The organism is Streptomyces sp. NBRC 110028, from assembly GCF_001417735.1.
Classification (GTDB): domain Bacteria; phylum Actinomycetota; class Actinomycetes; order Streptomycetales; family Streptomycetaceae; genus Streptomyces.
In genome coordinates this window covers 723303-736721 of sequence record NZ_BBUZ01000023.1, presented here as the reverse complement: position 1 = coordinate 736721, position 13419 = coordinate 723303, and the positions used below count along the sequence as shown (strand labels likewise).

Below are 13419 nucleotides of genomic sequence, written 5' to 3'. Positions count from 1 at the left end.
GCTATGGTGAGTGTGCGTGCCCCGGATGTGCTTGTCAAGGAGGAGCAGGGGATGGTCGAGGGCGAGGAACTGCTGCTCGCGGTGCTCAACAGCGCTCCGGTGATCGACGGCAAGCCCACGGACGCGCTGGAACCGGCGGACGAAGCGTCGCGCTGGCTCCGCGCGCTGGGAGGGCGCGGAACGACGGCCGAGCGCGAAGCGGTGCGCGACGTGCGCGACGGCCTGCACCGGCTGATCCGCGGGACCTCCACTGATGTGGACGCCCTCAACGCCGTCCTCCGGCATGCCCGCTCGTGTCCCACGGCCACGAGCGAGGGCGTTCAGTGGCAGCTCGAAGCGGCAAGTGATCAAAAACTGGCCGTCCGCGTCGTCCTCGCGTGGTCGACGGTCCGCGAAGAACTACCGGGCAGGCTGCGGCCCTGCGCGAACGAGGCGTGCAACCTGTTCCTCGTCGACCACAGCCGCCCCGGCACGGCACGCTGGTGCTCCATGGCCACATGCGGCAACCGGATGAAGGCCCGCAGTCACGCGCGAAGGCGACGTACCGGCGAGACGGCCCCCGGGTAATCCGAGACCGCCGCCGGACCCCGGCATGGCCGCCGCCGCTCAGCGATGGCCGGCGAGGAAGGGGCGAAGCAGGCCGAGCAGGGCGTCGGGGCGGTGCAGCGGGATGATGTGGCCGCAGTCTTCCAGGAGATGTCCGGTGAGATCGTCGGCGATCGGACGGAGCTGGCGTTCCAGCGCCGTGCCCACGGGGTGCGAGCCGATGGCCATCGTGGGCATCGTCAGCCGGGAGGCGGCGACGGCCCGCTCGATCTGCGCGGCGGTCTCGGGCAGGGCCCGGTAGTACGCGAACGCGCAGCGCAGGGCCTCACGTCCGGTGTAGGCGGCGACGAACGCGTCCCGCGCCCGCGCGGGCACGCCGGAGCCGAGGGTGCCCGCGTCGAGGAACCAGTCGATGTAGGCGGCCTCGTTGCCCTCCACCACGGTTTCCGCGAGCCCCGGAACGGTGTGGAAGCCGAACCACCACGGTGCGCCATCGACGAGGAAGTCCTCGGCCCCGGGCAGGCGGCCGACCAGGGACTCCATGACGACGAGCCGCCGTACCAGCCCGGGGCGGCGCATCGCGAGGAGGAAGGCGGGCGGGGTGCCCGCGTCGATCCCCACCACGGCGGCCGACCCCACCCCCAGCGCCTCCAGCAGGCCCGCGGCGTCCCCGGCCAGGGTCATCGCGTCGTATCCCGCCCGGGTCCGGGCGCTCGCGCCGAGCCCGCGCAGGTCCGGCGCGATGACGCGGTAGCGGCCCGACAGGTCCGCCATCACAGGGCTCCACAGCTCCCAGGTGTGCGGGAAGCCGTGCAGCAGCAGGACATCCGGCCCCGATCCGGCCAGGGCGACGTTCAGCTCGATGCCGTTGACGGGAATGCGGCACAGCTCAGGCATGGGGAACTCCGGGAGAGCAGATAACTCATGGTGACCAGCGAACGCGTGCACTACCAGCTCACCGCGCTGGGCCATTCCCTGGACGGCCCGCTGGACGCCCTGCGTACGTGGGCGGAGCAGCACATGGCGGAAATCGACCGCAACAACCACCGCGCCGACGGACTGCCGCCCGAGCCCGAATGACCGGGCGGGTGGCTGTGTGGCAGCACCGACCTCGATAGGTCCTGCCTGCGCGCACGGACACGCACAGGCAGCCGACATACCATGCACGAACACGCAAAAAATGCGCTTAGCGGGACATAATGGAACCCTGGCGTGGTGAGCCAGTCTGCCAACGGACTGCTCCCGAGATCCCTACGCCGAAAGAGGGCAACATGACGACGACGGCCGAAAGCCCCGCACGTGAACAAGCGACTGAGGCCGAGGAAGAGGCCGGCCGGGAGCCTCTGATCGAGCACCCGTTGCTACTGGCCGCGCTGATGCGTGGTCGTGAGGAGCGTGGTGGTGAGGGTCTGATCGAGCATCCGCTGTTGCTGGCTGCGCTGATGCGTGGTCGTCAGGGGCGTGGTGGTGAGGGTCTGATCGAGCACCCGCTGTTGCTGGCTGCGCTGATGCGTGGTCGTGAGGAGCGTGGTGGTGAGGGTCTGATCGAGCACCCGTTGCTGTTGGCTGCGCTGATGCGTGGTCGTCAGGGGCGTGGTGGTGAGGGTCTGATCGAGCACCCGTTGCTGTTGGCTGCGCTGATGCGTGGTCGTGAGGAGCGTGGTGGTGAGGGTCTGATCGAGCATCCGCTGTTGCTGGCTGCGCTGATGCGTGGTCGTCAGGGGCGTGGTGGTGAGGGTCTGATCGAGCACCCGCTGCTGCTGGCCGCGCTGGCCTGCCGTTAGGGCGCCGCGACCGCTCCGCATCCCTGAGCGGGAACGAGCGCCTCGTCGATGTGAGTCGCGAGGCGGTCCGACGTCGCTGACAGGAACTGCCCTCCAAGCGCCACGGGGCGAAAAGCCGGAGGGCAGTTCCCGTACCGACAACCCAACACATGAGGAAGCACAATGGCGGCTGAGCCTGGCGAAGAATCAGAGCGGGATCCTGTGCAGAGCTTCATCGACGAGATCTTCGATGAAATGACGCGAGAAGCGGGAGTTCCGTACAAGACCGGGACGAAGCGCGAGAAGGACCCCATGGCGGCCGCTTTGGTCGAAGCGGCTCTGGATTCCCTGTCGCGCCCCACGGCCCTCGGAGGGTCAGAAATCGAAAGAGTGCTGCTCGCGCAGATCCTCGCGGGCGCTCTGGCGGAAGCTCTCGCACCGTCACTGGCGGACGCTCTGACCGTGGAAATCATGAAGGTCCTGAAGCACCACGTCGCTCCCCAGTCCGACCGCGAGGAATCCGCCGCCGCCGGTAGCGCCGCACGCGGTTCGGGAGACGGGGCGCGCAAGAAGTGAGCTGAGCTCCGCCCCCGCGGAGGACCTCTGCCGAGGGAGAGGGGCTTCGCCCGGCAGGAGACGGCTGTGCCGGCAGCGTCCTCCCAGCGACGGAACTCCTCACGGCTCACTGGCACTGCCTACCCAACTGGCACTGCCTACCCAGGCGCTCGAAGCGACTCGGGAGCGGTCAGGGGTACCGGCTCGATATGTACGCGTCCCTGCGCGAGGTAGTGGCTGAGTTCGGGCGGCCGGTAGGACGCGTCCTCGTCGTGGCGTATGCGAGCGGTTTCCGCGAGGTACTCGCACCCGTCGGCGCGACCCGACGTGTCCGCGGACTGCCCAACGGGCCGGTGCCACGGGCGTTCCATGAGGTAGAGGCCGGTGCGTGAGGTGTGCAGCGTGCCCATGCTGTCGGGCCGCACAGGGAAGTCCATGGCGCGCGGCGTGGTCTCGCTGAGGACCTCGGGGTCGAAGTCCAGCCCGTGACGGCGAGCCTGGTGGACCATCCACAGGAGGGTGATGTCGGACAGGGCCGTCCCGCTGTAGCCGCCGCCGACGTCGCTGTGCACTCCGGCGAACCACACCTGCTTCAGTTCCTGGCCGCTGTCGTCGGCGCCGGGCTGCTGGTGCCATAGCGTCGGGATGAACGATGTGCGCTGCTCGTCGATGGCCAGTGCGTGGAAGGCCGCCTTCACCCAGCTGCTCAGTTCGGTGTCGTGGAATGCCCACCGGCGGTTGACCGAGGCCACGACCGGCTTGAGCCACCGGGGGCCCGGAGCCGGGATGCCGAGGGTACCGACCGTGTCCCACACGCCGATGAAGCGGATCTCCGTCTCGTACGCATACGCCTGGCGGAACAGGGTGGCGGCCGTGCCGGTCGGCTTCTCGATCCGGTCGCGGTACAGGACCCACGCCTCCTTGATCCGGTGGGCGTTCTCCCGGCGCAGGATGCCGGAGTTGCGAACCAGGCCGGCCAGGCTGCGGGCGGTGAAGGCCCCCCGGCTGAATCCGAACAGGTACAGCTGGTCGCCGGGCTCGTAGGCGTCGACGAGGAAGCGGTAGGCGTCCAGGACGTTGCTGGACAACCCCATGCCGAACGCGCCGCCGCCCAGGCGCTCCCACCGGCGGGTGCCTACACCGCGCCCGTAGTGCACGCGCTGCTCCACGCCCTCTGCCCGCCGCCGGACGGCCAGGGCGATCTTGGTGACGTTCGTCTTGTGGGGCTGGTCGGCGAGGTCCCACGTGCCGTCGCAGCAGAGGACCAGCTTCTTGGCCATGGCGGCTCCCTCCGGGGAGGAACAGCGACCGCACAGACGTGATTCGATCGTCGCACCACTCCGCCGGCCCCGCCATTCGCCGAAGCCGGCCCGAAGCCGGCCCGAAGCCGGCCCGAAGCCGGGCCTCAGCCGGTGGCCATCGAAGGTCAGCCGTCCGCCCGATCGGGCAGGAGATGCCCGCGCCGCCAGATGCCGCAGTAGCCCGCGGAGTTCTCGTCCAGGTACTCCTGCCTCTCAGGCGATATCAGTCTGGGACGACTACAGGGAGCGGTAGGACCAACGACTCTCAGTCAGCGCCGGTGGCGGCCTACGCGCGGATCTCCGCAGGTCTGGCCAGGGACGGGCAGTCCGGCGCTTCCTGCCTCGGTCGCATGTACGAGGCGGGAAGCAGCGCAATCCCGAGCCTCAGCCGTCCGCACGTCGCTGGTCGTAGTGGGAGCGGGAGGCATCGATGGTGTCGAGATGATCGTGCACCCATCCCAGCAGGGTCTGAAGGGGGGCCTCAAGTGTCCGTCCCAGGGGGGAGATGCGGTACTCGACCGCCACCGGCTCCGTGGACAGGATCACTCGCTCGACCACGCCGTTGCGTTCCAGCCGCCGCAGACATGCGGTCAGTGATTTCGGAGTGATGACGGGCAGGTGCTGGCGAAGCTCGTTGAAACGCCGGGGGCGGTCACACAGGGCGGCCAGCACCAGCAGTGACCACTTGTCGAAGAGCTGGTCGAGCAGCTGCCGACCGCTCTCGTCGAGTTCCGTTCGGGTCACGCTGGTTCCCTTCGTGATACCTGATCTCGTTGAAGTGTACTGGAACTACTAGATATACATGAGATACCTATTGCTTCTCTCCGTGAGGACAGGACCCATGACTGATACCTACTCGACCCTCCAGGTCTCTGTCTCCGGTGGCGTGGCGTACGCCGTCATCGACAACCCTCCAGTCAATCTGCTCGACGCCGCCCTCATGACGGACCTGGACCACTTCACGGGTTCCATGGCCGTGAACGACGACATCCGGGTGATCGTCTTTGACAGCGCGGACCCGGAATTCTTCGTCGCGCACGGCGACATGCGGATCGCCGACGACCCCGCATCGTTCGCGGCGCTCACCCTCGCGCCCGAGCAGGACCCGGCCCTGAATCCGATGATGCGGCTGCACGAGCGCATTCGAACGCTGCCGCAGATCACCATCGCCAAGCTGCGCGGGCTGGCACGCGGCGGCGGTGCGGAACTGCTGTCCGCGATGGACCTTCGGTTCGCGGCGCGTGAGCACGCCGGCCTGGCACAGCCGGAGGACAGGATGGGCATCATCCCGGGGGCGGGTGGCACCGCCTACCTGCCCGGCCTCGTCGGCCGCGCCCGCGCGCTGGAGATCATCCTCGGCGGAGGGCTGATCGACGCCACGACCGCGGAACGGATGGGCTGGGTGAACCGGGCCGTGCCGGGTGCCGAACTCGACCACGTCGTCGACACCCTCGCTGCCCGCATCGCCGCCCTGCCGTCTGGCGTCGCTCGTGCCACCGTCGAAGCGGTGGACACCGCCGCGGTGTCCACCGCCGACGGGCTGCGGAAGGCGAACGAACTCTTCGGCCGGCTCTTCAACACCCCCATCGCGGGCCGCCTCGGACAGGAGGCGCTGGCCGCTGGCGCCCAGACTCGGGACGGGGAGCGCCGCCTGGAAGCCCTCATCGACGGGCTCGGCTGAAACCGGCCCCCACGGCCGGACCGCTGCCCCCCGAGCGCGGAGCAGGCCGGCACAGCTCTCTTCGAGGGTCCCGGGCAGCTGCGATGGGGTGGCCGGGCCGTTCCGGCCCCCCATGGCGGCGCAGGGAACAGGCTGGTGAACCGCCTCCACCTGGACGCCGTTGCCGACTTGGGGAGGGACGGCGTGGACCGTCGTAAGTTCTTGGCCTCAGCACCGTTCGCCGCCGTGGCAGGCATCGGACCAAGCCGGGACTGGCTGTTGAGCACGCTCGACCAGCAGCCCAAGCCCGGACCCCGGGTGAGGCTGGAGGACGTCAGCGCCGTTCGGAACATGTTCGGCGTCGACGACGGTGGCCTTTCCGTCGGAGAACAGGCCCGCGCAGAACTCAGGCGCCTGGAAGAGGCACCATGCGACTGTGATCGCCGAGAGCGCGGTCACTACGGCTGGTCCGGCAGAGGAGTTGACGCACGCCGCGATGAGCAGCAGACCTGCCGGAACTCCCCACCACTGGCCCAGCCCACCCAGCGCCTTGCTTCGTGCCCCCGAAGTCGCCATGGAGTGCATTGGCCCGGAACACTGCGGAAGCAGGCCACGGACTAACCATCCGCCGGGGCCACCCCGATCGGGCAGGAGACGCCCGTGCCGCCGAGCCTGCGCTGCCATGTGACCCCGGCGCCCGTCTAGAGGTCTTGGAACGGTGGCATGATGCGGACGATCACGATCAGCTGGTCTCGTGGTGCCACCAGGAAGAAGAAATAGCCACCTGCCGCGTCCATGCGGCGTATCCCCCCTGCCCGCGGGCCATTGCCGTAGTCGCTGACATCGACGCCCATGCCGGCCAGGTCGACCAGTTGTCCGGCGAGACGCTCCACTTCGGTCACCACGTGAGCGGGGATGCCGCCTGCCACGTGAGCGTGATCGGGGTCGTACTCCCAGCGCCATCCGACGCTCATCGAGGTGGGAGTCCGAGCGCGGCATGTGCGTCGTCCAGGAGCTTGCCGATTGCGGACGCGGCGCGTCGGGCCTGCGTCGCGTCGCCGGTCTCGGCAGCGTCCTCCCAGTGACGGAACTCTTTGGCGACATTCGGCTGCCGCTGAATGTGGACGTAGACGGCCCACTGGGCGATGAACCGCTGGAGGGGGGCCAGGTCGGAAGCCTGCCGGGACTGATCGGCGGCCTGATCCAGCTCCCGCGTGAAGGCGGGAAGGGCGGCGGGGGCGATCTGCGCGACGGCTTGGCGAAGGGCCGTGACAGTGGCAGGCGGCTGAGGGATGAGTGGCTGCCCAGTGGCGGAGGTGGTCATTGCTGCTCCCATGGGCGAGATTCTGATCCCTGGGAGCAGCGTATCGAGTGCGAGCCCGATCGCATCGCCCGAACGAGTGAGGGCGCGCCACCTCGGCCTATGGCGGGGTCAGCGAGCGCTTGGGCATCGCCGTCGCGTCGGCCGGAGGGGCGTCGCCTCAGTCACCAGCCGGAGCGATTCCTGTCGGGCAAGAACCGCCCGTCGACGGGTCACTCAGCTTGACGCCCGTGCCGCCGATGCCGCAGTAGCCCGCGGGGTTCTTGTCCAGGTACTGCTGGTGGTACGGCTCGGCCGGGTAGAAGGGGCCGGCGGGGAGGATCTCGGTGGCGATCTCGCCGTAGCCGGAGCCGGTCAGGACGGACTGGTAGGCGGCGCGGGAGGACTCGGCCTCGGACTGCTGCTCGGCGGAGTGGGTGTAGATGGCCGAGCGGTACTGGGTGCCGACGTCGTTGCCCTGGCGGAAGTGCTGGGTGGGGTCGTGGGACTCCCAGAAGAGCTTCAGGAGGGCGCCGTAGGAGGTGACCGAGGGGTCGAAGACGACGCGGACGGCCTCGGTGTGGGCGGTGAGGCCGCTGCAGACCTCTTCGTAGGTGGGGTTCTCGGTGTGGCCGCCCTGGTAGCCGACCAGGGTGGTCCAGACGCCGGGGGCCTGCCAGAAGACGCGCTCGGCGCCCCAGAAGCAGCCGAGGCCGAAGTCGGCGACGACCAGGCCCCGCGGGTACGGGCCGGCGAGCGGGTTGCCGAGGACGGTGTGGCGGTCGGGGACCGTGAAGCCCGGTTCGGGGCGGCCCTTCAGCGCCTCCTCGGGGGTCGGGAGGTGGTTCTGGCGGCGGTTGAACAGCATGGGAAGGGCTCCTCGGGCATAGGCGGCTGTTCCTTACAACGGGCGGCCGAGGCGGCGAATTCCGCGGGGCTCACTTCGGGAGGGTCGCGGGGGATCCGCCCCGCCCCTCCCAGCCGGCCACCGCCAGCGCCCGGTAGACGGCGTACTCGGCCGCCGGATCCGCCCCGTACGACCAGGGCACGGCGCCCACGTGGCCGTCCACGTGGCGCAGCTGCTCCATGGCGTCCGCGTACCGCTCGGAGCGGACCAGGAACCAGACCAGCAGATGGCGGACGTGGGGGAGGACGGGGTGGTCGGCGGGGGCCTGGCGGACGGCGTACAGGGCGCCCTCGACCGCCTTGGTGATCACGTCGCTCTGGTAGAGGCTGCGGACGAGGTTGACCTCGGGCAGGTGCTCGAAGACGCCGAAGAGGGGGAGGGCGGGCAGGAGGCTCTTGTCGGGGGCGGACCCGGCGGCGGCGTGGGTGAAGGCGTCGGCGCGGTCCTGGGAGCCGTGCCACTTCTCGCACCAGTAGTGGAGGGCGGCGAGGTGGGCGCCCATGTGGTGCGGGGCGCGGTCGGTGACCTTGGTCCACAGCTCCTCGAAGTCGGCCTGCCGATAGGGCAGACCGCGGGCGACGCCGAGTTCGACGATGTACGGAACGGGGTCGTCCGGGGCCAGCCGCGCCGCCTCGTGGCAGACGTCCCGGGCCTCCTCCAGGATCATGCGGAAGTCCTGCGAGGACGGGTCGCGCAGCGCCTGGCGGACCAGGAACTCCGCCTGCACGGCGGCCGCGCCCGGGTCCTCGGGGGCGGCGACGCGCCAGGTGCGCAGCCACATCCCGCCCTGGCCGGGGGCCTGGGCGAGTTCGTACGCGGCGGCTCCGGCGAGCGTCTGGACGCGCTGCCAGCGCAGTTCGGAGGTCGCCTCGGTGAGCGCGAGCAGCCGGGAGGCGGGCTGCCAGTCCTGGTTCGCCTGGACCTCCTCCAGGGTCTCGATCAGTTGGGGGTCCGGGCCGGGCAGCCGTACGTCCAGCTGTTCGCGCGGTACGAAGCCGTACTCACCCGGGTCCGTGGCGCGCATCGCGCCCCGCAGGGCCTCGCGGCCGCCGCGCCTGCGCCGCAGGGCGGGCAGCACGATCAGCCCGCCGATCATGACGACGGCGATGAGGAAGATCAGAAGCTCCATGAGGTGTCCCCGTGTGAAGTCCCGTGACGGCTTGTGGTCCAGCCTATGCGCCCGGGCGGCGGTTGAATCCTGGACCGCGCGTCGCGCGTTACGCTCGGGCCCATGACCGACCAGCACCCTCACAGCTTCGAGACGCTCGCCATCCACGCGGGCCAGGAGGCGGACCCGCTCACCGGCGCCGTCGTTCCGCCGATCTACCAGGTCTCCACCTACAAGCAGGACGGGGTGGGCGGCTTGCGCGGCGGCTATGAGTACAGCCGCTCCGCCAACCCCACCCGCACCGCCCTGGAGGAGAACCTGGCGGCCCTGGAGGGAGGCCGCCGCGGGCTCGCCTTCGCCTCCGGCCTCGCCGCCGAGGACTGCCTGCTGCGCACGCTGCTGGTGCCCGGCGACCACGTGGTCATCCCGAACGACGCGTATGGCGGTACGTTCCGCCTCTTCGCCAAGGTCGTCGAGCGCTGGGGCGTGGAGTGGTCGGTCGCCGACACCTCCGACCCGGCGGCGGTGCGGGCCGCGCTGCGCCCCCGTACGAAGGTGCTCTGGGTCGAGACGCCGAGCAACCCGCTGCTGGGCATCACCGACATCGCCGCCGTCGCCGACGTCGCCCGCACCGCGGGGGCCCGGCTCGTGGTGGACAACACCTTCGCCAGCCCCTACCTGCAGCAGCCGCTGGCGCTCGGCGCGGATGTCGTCGTGCACTCCACCACCAAGTACATGGGCGGCCACTCGGACGTCGTCGGCGGTGCGCTGATCGTCTCCGACCCGGGCCTCGGCGACGAACTCACCTTCCACCAGAACGCGATGGGCGCCGTCGCCGCCCCCTTCGACTCCTGGCTGGTGCTGCGCGGCATCAAGACGCTCGGGGTACGGATGGACCGGCACAGCGCGAACGCCGCGCGCGTCGCGGAGCTGCTCACCGCCCACCCCAAGGTGACCGAGGTCTTCTACCCGGGGCTGCCCGGGCACGCGGGCCACGAGGTCGCGGCCAAGCAGATGCGGGGCTTCGGCGGCATGGTGTCGTTCCGGGTCACCGGCGGCGAGGAGGCGGCGGTCGAGGTCTGCAACCGGGCGAAGCTCTTCACGCTCGGCGAGTCGCTGGGCGGCGTGGAGTCGCTGATCGAGCACCCGGGGCGGATGACGCACGCCTCGGCGGCCGGTTCGGCGCTGGAGGTGCCGGCGGATCTCGTACGGCTGTCCGTGGGCATCGAGTCCATCGACGACCTGCTGGGGGATCTGACCCAGGCGCTCGCCTGAGACCCGTCCGAACCGCTCACCACCCCTCCAGTGGAGGGGTGGTGTCGGTGGGCGGCCCCGCCCACGGGTGGACGACCGCCGCCCAGACGGTGAACGCGACGACGGCGGCCAGCAGCAGCGCCCAGCCGACGGCCCGCGCCGCCCGGCGGCGCCGCAGCAGCCGCTGCCCTCTCCCGGCCGCCCGCCCGGCCAGATCCGGCGGCAGCACGGGGTGCGGGCCCTCCAGCATCCGCCGGACCTGGTCCTCCTTGCGGTCCGGGAAGCTCATCGTGCCGCCACCGGGGGTGGGCCGGGGGCGGCCCGGGCGCCGGTCGGGGGCGGGGCGGCGCGCATCAGGGTCACCGCGCGCGTGCAGATGGCCCGTACGCGCTCGACCGGCAGGCCGAGCGTGGCCGCCGTCTGCTCCTCCGCGATCCCCTCGTACAGCCGCAGCACCAGCACCAGCCGCTCACGCGGGGTGAGCCGGTCGAGCACGCCGCCGCGCGGGCGGCGGTAGCGGCGGGCCCGGTGGGCGAAGAGGGCGGCCAGTTCCTGGCGGGCGCGGTCGTACGGATCCTCGCCGTGCAGCCGGTCCCAGCGGGCGTAGGTGCGCGCGAGCGCGGCGGTCAGCAGGGCTTGCGCGGCTTCGGTTTCCCCCGTGGTTTCCCCCGCGGATCCCCCCGTCGGTTCCCCCGTGAGCAGTGTGGCCGCGTGCAGCAACCTGCCACCGGCGCCCGCGACGAATGCCTCGAATTCCCGGGCCCGGCGGATCTCCCGTGCTGCCCGCCGCTCTCGCACCGCGCCCTCCGCCGTTCGTCCCTCAAGGACACGGCAGGCAGGGGCGCCCGGTCAAGGGTCCGGTCACAGGTCCGGGCGGTCGGGAGTGCCTGGCTTCAGGACGCCGGTGCCGCCGCCTGCGGGATCCCGCCGTGCGCGGCGGACAGGGCGACGTTGAAGCGGGTGAGCAGATCGCAGAACATATCGCGCTCCTCCGCCGTCCAGCCGTCCGTGACCTGCGCCATCAGCTCGCGCCGCGAGGAGCGCACCTCCTCCAGGCGGGCCTTGCCGCGCGGGGAGAGCTGGAGGACGACGGCGCGGCCGTCCTCGGGGTGCGAGGTGCGCTTGACCAGGCCGGAGTCGACCAGCGGGGCGACCTGCCGGGTCACGGTCGACGAGTCGATGCCCATGCCTCCGGCGAGTGCCTTGACCCCCATGGGGCCTTCCTGATCGAGCCGGTTGAGCAGCAGGTAGGCGGCGCGGTCCATCGAGTTGCGGGCCTGTCCGACGCCGCCGAGCCGGGTCTGCTCCGCGCGGCGGGCGAAGACCGCGACCTGGTGCTGGAGTGATTCGAGTACGCCGGTGTCGAGTTGAGTCGTCATGTCCGATTGGGTGGGCATGGCCTAGGGCTCACTTCATGCGGTGGTCTGTGGGATGTGGCACAGAGTACGCGGCCCGGCCGCTGCCCGTACGGGGGCTGCAGAAACCTGCCGACAACCGGCCAGGCGCCGGTCGCCCCCGCCCGGCCGTGTTCCGGGGGAGCTGCGAGACTGGGGCCATGGCTCCACGATCCGGCGGAGAGGACGGGCCCGGCCCCGCCCGGCGCCCCGCACGCTCCGTACCGTCCACCCCGCTGGCGATCACCCTGGATGATGTGCGCGAGGCGCAGAAGACGCTCTCGGGAGTCTCCCGGCTGACCGCTTTGGAGGGCAGCCGCTTTCTGACCGGTCTGGTCGGCGCCCCGGTGCAGCTGAAGTGCGAGAACCTGCAGCGTACGGGCTCGTTCAAGCTGCGCGGGGCCTATGTGCGGATCGCGCGGCTGACGGCGGAGGAGCGGGCTGCGGGGGTGGTCGCGGCGAGCGCCGGGAACCATGCGCAGGGCGTCGCGCTCGCGGCCTCGCTGCTCGGGGTGCGGTCGACCGTCTTCATGCCCGAGGGTGCGCCGCTGCCGAAGATCGCGGCGACCCGGGACTACGGCGCGGAGGTCCGTCTCGAGGGCCAGATCGTGGACGAGACGATGCGCGCGGCGCAGCGGTACGCGGAGCAGACCGGCGCGATCTTCATCCATCCGTTCGACCACCCGGACATCATCGCGGGACAGGGCACGGTGGGCCTGGAGATCCTGGAGCAGTGCCCCGAGGTGCGCACGATCGTGGTGGGCATCGGCGGCGGCGGGCTCGCGGCCGGGATCGCGGTGGCGGTGAAGGCGCTGCGGCCGGACGTACGGGTGGTGGGGGTGCAGGCGGCGGGCGCCGCGGCGTATCCGCCGTCGCTGGCGGCGGGGCGGCCGGTGTCGGTCGAGGCGCCGGTGACGATGGCGGACGGCATCAAGGTGGGGCGGCCGGGCGACGTTCCGTTCGGGATCATCAGCGCGCTCGTCGACGAGGTCCGTACGGTCAGCGAGGACGAGCTGTCCAGCGCGCTGCTGCTGTGCCTGGAGCGGGCGAAGCTGGTGGTGGAACCGGCGGGGGCGAGCCCGGTGGCGGCGGTGCTGGCGGATCCGGGGTCCTTCGAGGGGCCGGTGGTGTCGGTGCTCTCCGGCGGCAATGTGGATCCGCTGCTGATGCAGCGCGTTCTGCGGCACGGCATGGCCGCGGCGGGCCGCTATCTGTCACTGCGGCTGCGGCTCACCGACCGGCCGGGGGCGCTGGCGACGCTGCTGGCGGAGCTGTCGGCGGCGGACGCCAATGTGCTCGACATCAGCCATGTACGTATCAATCCGCGGCTGGGGCTCAGCGAGGCGGAGGTGGAGCTGCAGCTGGAGACGAAGGGTCCGGAGCACTGCGCCGAGGTCCGGAAGGCGCTGCACGGGGCCGGGTACACCGTGATGGTCTGACGGTTCACGGCGGGCCGTTCGTCACCTCCCGTATATCGCGTTGTATCGCGACTGCGCTAGGATTCCTCTCCAGTTGCTGTCGCGACGCTGCCCTTGTGAGCTGACATATGCCTTTATTGAGGGGACGCGTCCCTGTGTGGCGAGAAGTATTCGCCGCCGCATGTCACGTCAAACGATCTTTCGTGGACCTGA

17 protein-coding genes and 1 pseudogene are annotated in these 13419 nt (G+C 70.8%); 8 read left to right on the top strand and 10 right to left on the bottom strand.

Going from position 1 to position 13419, the window contains the following annotated elements:
* The first annotated feature begins 51 nt into the window (after nt 1–51).
* Nucleotides 52–567 carry a CGNR zinc finger domain-containing protein gene (locus ASC60_RS08375; protein ID WP_055548373.1) on the top strand — a complete coding sequence of 172 codons (516 nt, stop codon included), beginning with the start codon at nt 52–54 and terminating at the stop codon, nt 565–567.
* A 39-nt stretch (nt 568–606) separates the two neighbouring features.
* Here ASC60_RS08375 and ASC60_RS08370 read toward each other — a convergent pair whose 3' ends face one another.
* Nucleotides 607–1443 carry an alpha/beta fold hydrolase gene (locus ASC60_RS08370; RefSeq protein ID WP_055548371.1) on the bottom strand — a complete coding sequence of 279 codons (837 nt, stop codon included), beginning with the start codon at nt 1441–1443 and terminating at the stop codon, nt 607–609.
* Between the two features lie 27 nt (nt 1444–1470).
* Here ASC60_RS08370 and ASC60_RS40650 point away from each other — a divergent pair, with 27 nt between their 5' ends.
* From ASC60_RS40650 to ASC60_RS08360, 3 genes are all read left to right on the top strand, one after another.
* Nucleotides 1471–1626, top strand: a complete 156-nt coding sequence (locus ASC60_RS40650) for a winged helix-turn-helix transcriptional regulator (protein ID WP_199830891.1) — start codon at nt 1471–1473, stop codon at nt 1624–1626.
* 191 nt (nt 1627–1817) lie between these two features.
* Entirely contained in the window at nt 1818–2330 is a 513-nt protein-coding gene (locus tag ASC60_RS41530; protein WP_159043221.1) for a hypothetical protein, read from the top strand.
* A 162-nt stretch (nt 2331–2492) separates the two neighbouring features.
* Nucleotides 2493–2885, top strand: coding sequence for a hypothetical protein (locus ASC60_RS08360; RefSeq protein ID WP_055548367.1), 393 nt, complete (start codon nt 2493–2495; stop codon nt 2883–2885).
* Nucleotides 2886–3022: 137 nt separating this feature from the next.
* Here the strand turns inward: ASC60_RS08360 and ASC60_RS08355 are convergent, their stop codons facing one another.
* Both ASC60_RS08355 and ASC60_RS08350 read right to left on the bottom strand, forming a co-directional pair.
* Entirely contained in the window at nt 3023–4144 is a 1122-nt protein-coding gene (locus ASC60_RS08355) for a DUF2235 domain-containing protein (RefSeq protein ID WP_055548366.1), read from the bottom strand.
* A gap of 405 nt (nt 4145–4549) precedes the next feature.
* Nucleotides 4550–4909: a helix-turn-helix domain-containing protein gene (locus ASC60_RS08350; protein WP_055548364.1), complete on the bottom strand. Its 360-nt coding sequence runs from the start codon at nt 4907–4909 to the stop codon at nt 4550–4552.
* 97 nt (nt 4910–5006) lie between these two features.
* On the opposite strand from ASC60_RS08350, the gene ASC60_RS08345 reads away from it, so the two are divergent.
* Together ASC60_RS08345 and ASC60_RS42670 are read left to right on the top strand one after the other, a co-directional pair.
* A complete protein-coding gene (locus ASC60_RS08345; RefSeq protein WP_055548362.1) occupies nt 5007–5846 on the top strand; it encodes an enoyl-CoA hydratase/isomerase family protein in 840 nt (279 codons plus the stop codon).
* 150 nt (nt 5847–5996) lie between these two features.
* Nucleotides 5997–6185: pseudogene (locus ASC60_RS42670) on the top strand (transcriptional regulator); the annotation flags it as partial.
* 341 nt (nt 6186–6526) lie between these two features.
* Here the strand turns inward: ASC60_RS42670 and ASC60_RS08340 are convergent.
* The 4 genes from ASC60_RS08340 to ASC60_RS08325 all read right to left on the bottom strand — a co-directional run bounded on the left by ASC60_RS08340 (nt 6527) and on the right by ASC60_RS08325 (nt 9161).
* Nucleotides 6527–6799 carry a hypothetical protein gene (locus tag ASC60_RS08340; RefSeq protein ID WP_055548360.1) on the bottom strand — a complete coding sequence of 91 codons (273 nt, stop codon included), beginning with the start codon at nt 6797–6799 and terminating at the stop codon, nt 6527–6529.
* Nucleotides 6796–7149 carry a DUF6247 family protein gene (locus tag ASC60_RS08335; protein WP_055548358.1) on the bottom strand — a complete coding sequence of 118 codons (354 nt, stop codon included), beginning with the start codon at nt 7147–7149 and terminating at the stop codon, nt 6796–6798. Before ASC60_RS08335 ends, ASC60_RS08340 begins: the two co-directional genes overlap by 4 nt.
* Before the next feature lie 157 nt (nt 7150–7306).
* A complete protein-coding gene (gene msrA / locus ASC60_RS08330; protein ID WP_055548357.1) occupies nt 7307–7993 on the bottom strand; it encodes a peptide-methionine (S)-S-oxide reductase MsrA in 687 nt (228 codons plus the stop codon).
* A 70-nt stretch (nt 7994–8063) separates the two neighbouring features.
* A complete protein-coding gene (locus ASC60_RS08325; protein ID WP_055548355.1) occupies nt 8064–9161 on the bottom strand; it encodes a hypothetical protein in 1098 nt (365 codons plus the stop codon).
* 102 nt (nt 9162–9263) lie between these two features.
* Between ASC60_RS08325 and ASC60_RS08320 the strand changes: the two genes are divergently transcribed.
* A complete protein-coding gene (locus tag ASC60_RS08320; RefSeq protein WP_055548353.1) occupies nt 9264–10415 on the top strand; it encodes a cystathionine gamma-synthase in 1152 nt (383 codons plus the stop codon).
* A gap of 16 nt (nt 10416–10431) precedes the next feature.
* On the opposite strand, the gene ASC60_RS40640 is transcribed toward ASC60_RS08320, so the two are convergent.
* The 3 genes from ASC60_RS40640 to ASC60_RS08305 all read right to left on the bottom strand — a co-directional run bounded on the left by ASC60_RS40640 (nt 10432) and on the right by ASC60_RS08305 (nt 11791).
* Nucleotides 10432–10683 (bottom strand): hypothetical protein, encoded by a 252-nt coding sequence (locus ASC60_RS40640; RefSeq protein WP_055548351.1) that lies wholly within the window; start codon nt 10681–10683, stop codon nt 10432–10434.
* Nucleotides 10680–11192, bottom strand: coding sequence for a sigma factor-like helix-turn-helix DNA-binding protein (locus ASC60_RS08310; RefSeq protein WP_055548350.1), 513 nt, complete (start codon nt 11190–11192; stop codon nt 10680–10682). The genes ASC60_RS40640 and ASC60_RS08310 overlap by 4 nt, the downstream gene beginning before the upstream one ends.
* A 95-nt stretch (nt 11193–11287) precedes the next feature.
* Nucleotides 11288–11791 (bottom strand): MarR family winged helix-turn-helix transcriptional regulator, encoded by a 504-nt coding sequence (locus ASC60_RS08305; protein ID WP_079038255.1) that lies wholly within the window; start codon nt 11789–11791, stop codon nt 11288–11290.
* A gap of 158 nt (nt 11792–11949) precedes the next feature.
* Here ASC60_RS08305 and ilvA point away from each other — a divergent pair, with 158 nt between their 5' ends.
* Nucleotides 11950–13227: a threonine ammonia-lyase gene (gene ilvA / locus ASC60_RS08300; RefSeq protein WP_234356842.1), complete on the top strand. Its 1278-nt coding sequence runs from the start codon at nt 11950–11952 to the stop codon at nt 13225–13227.
* Nucleotides 13228–13419: the final 192 nt, after the last annotated feature.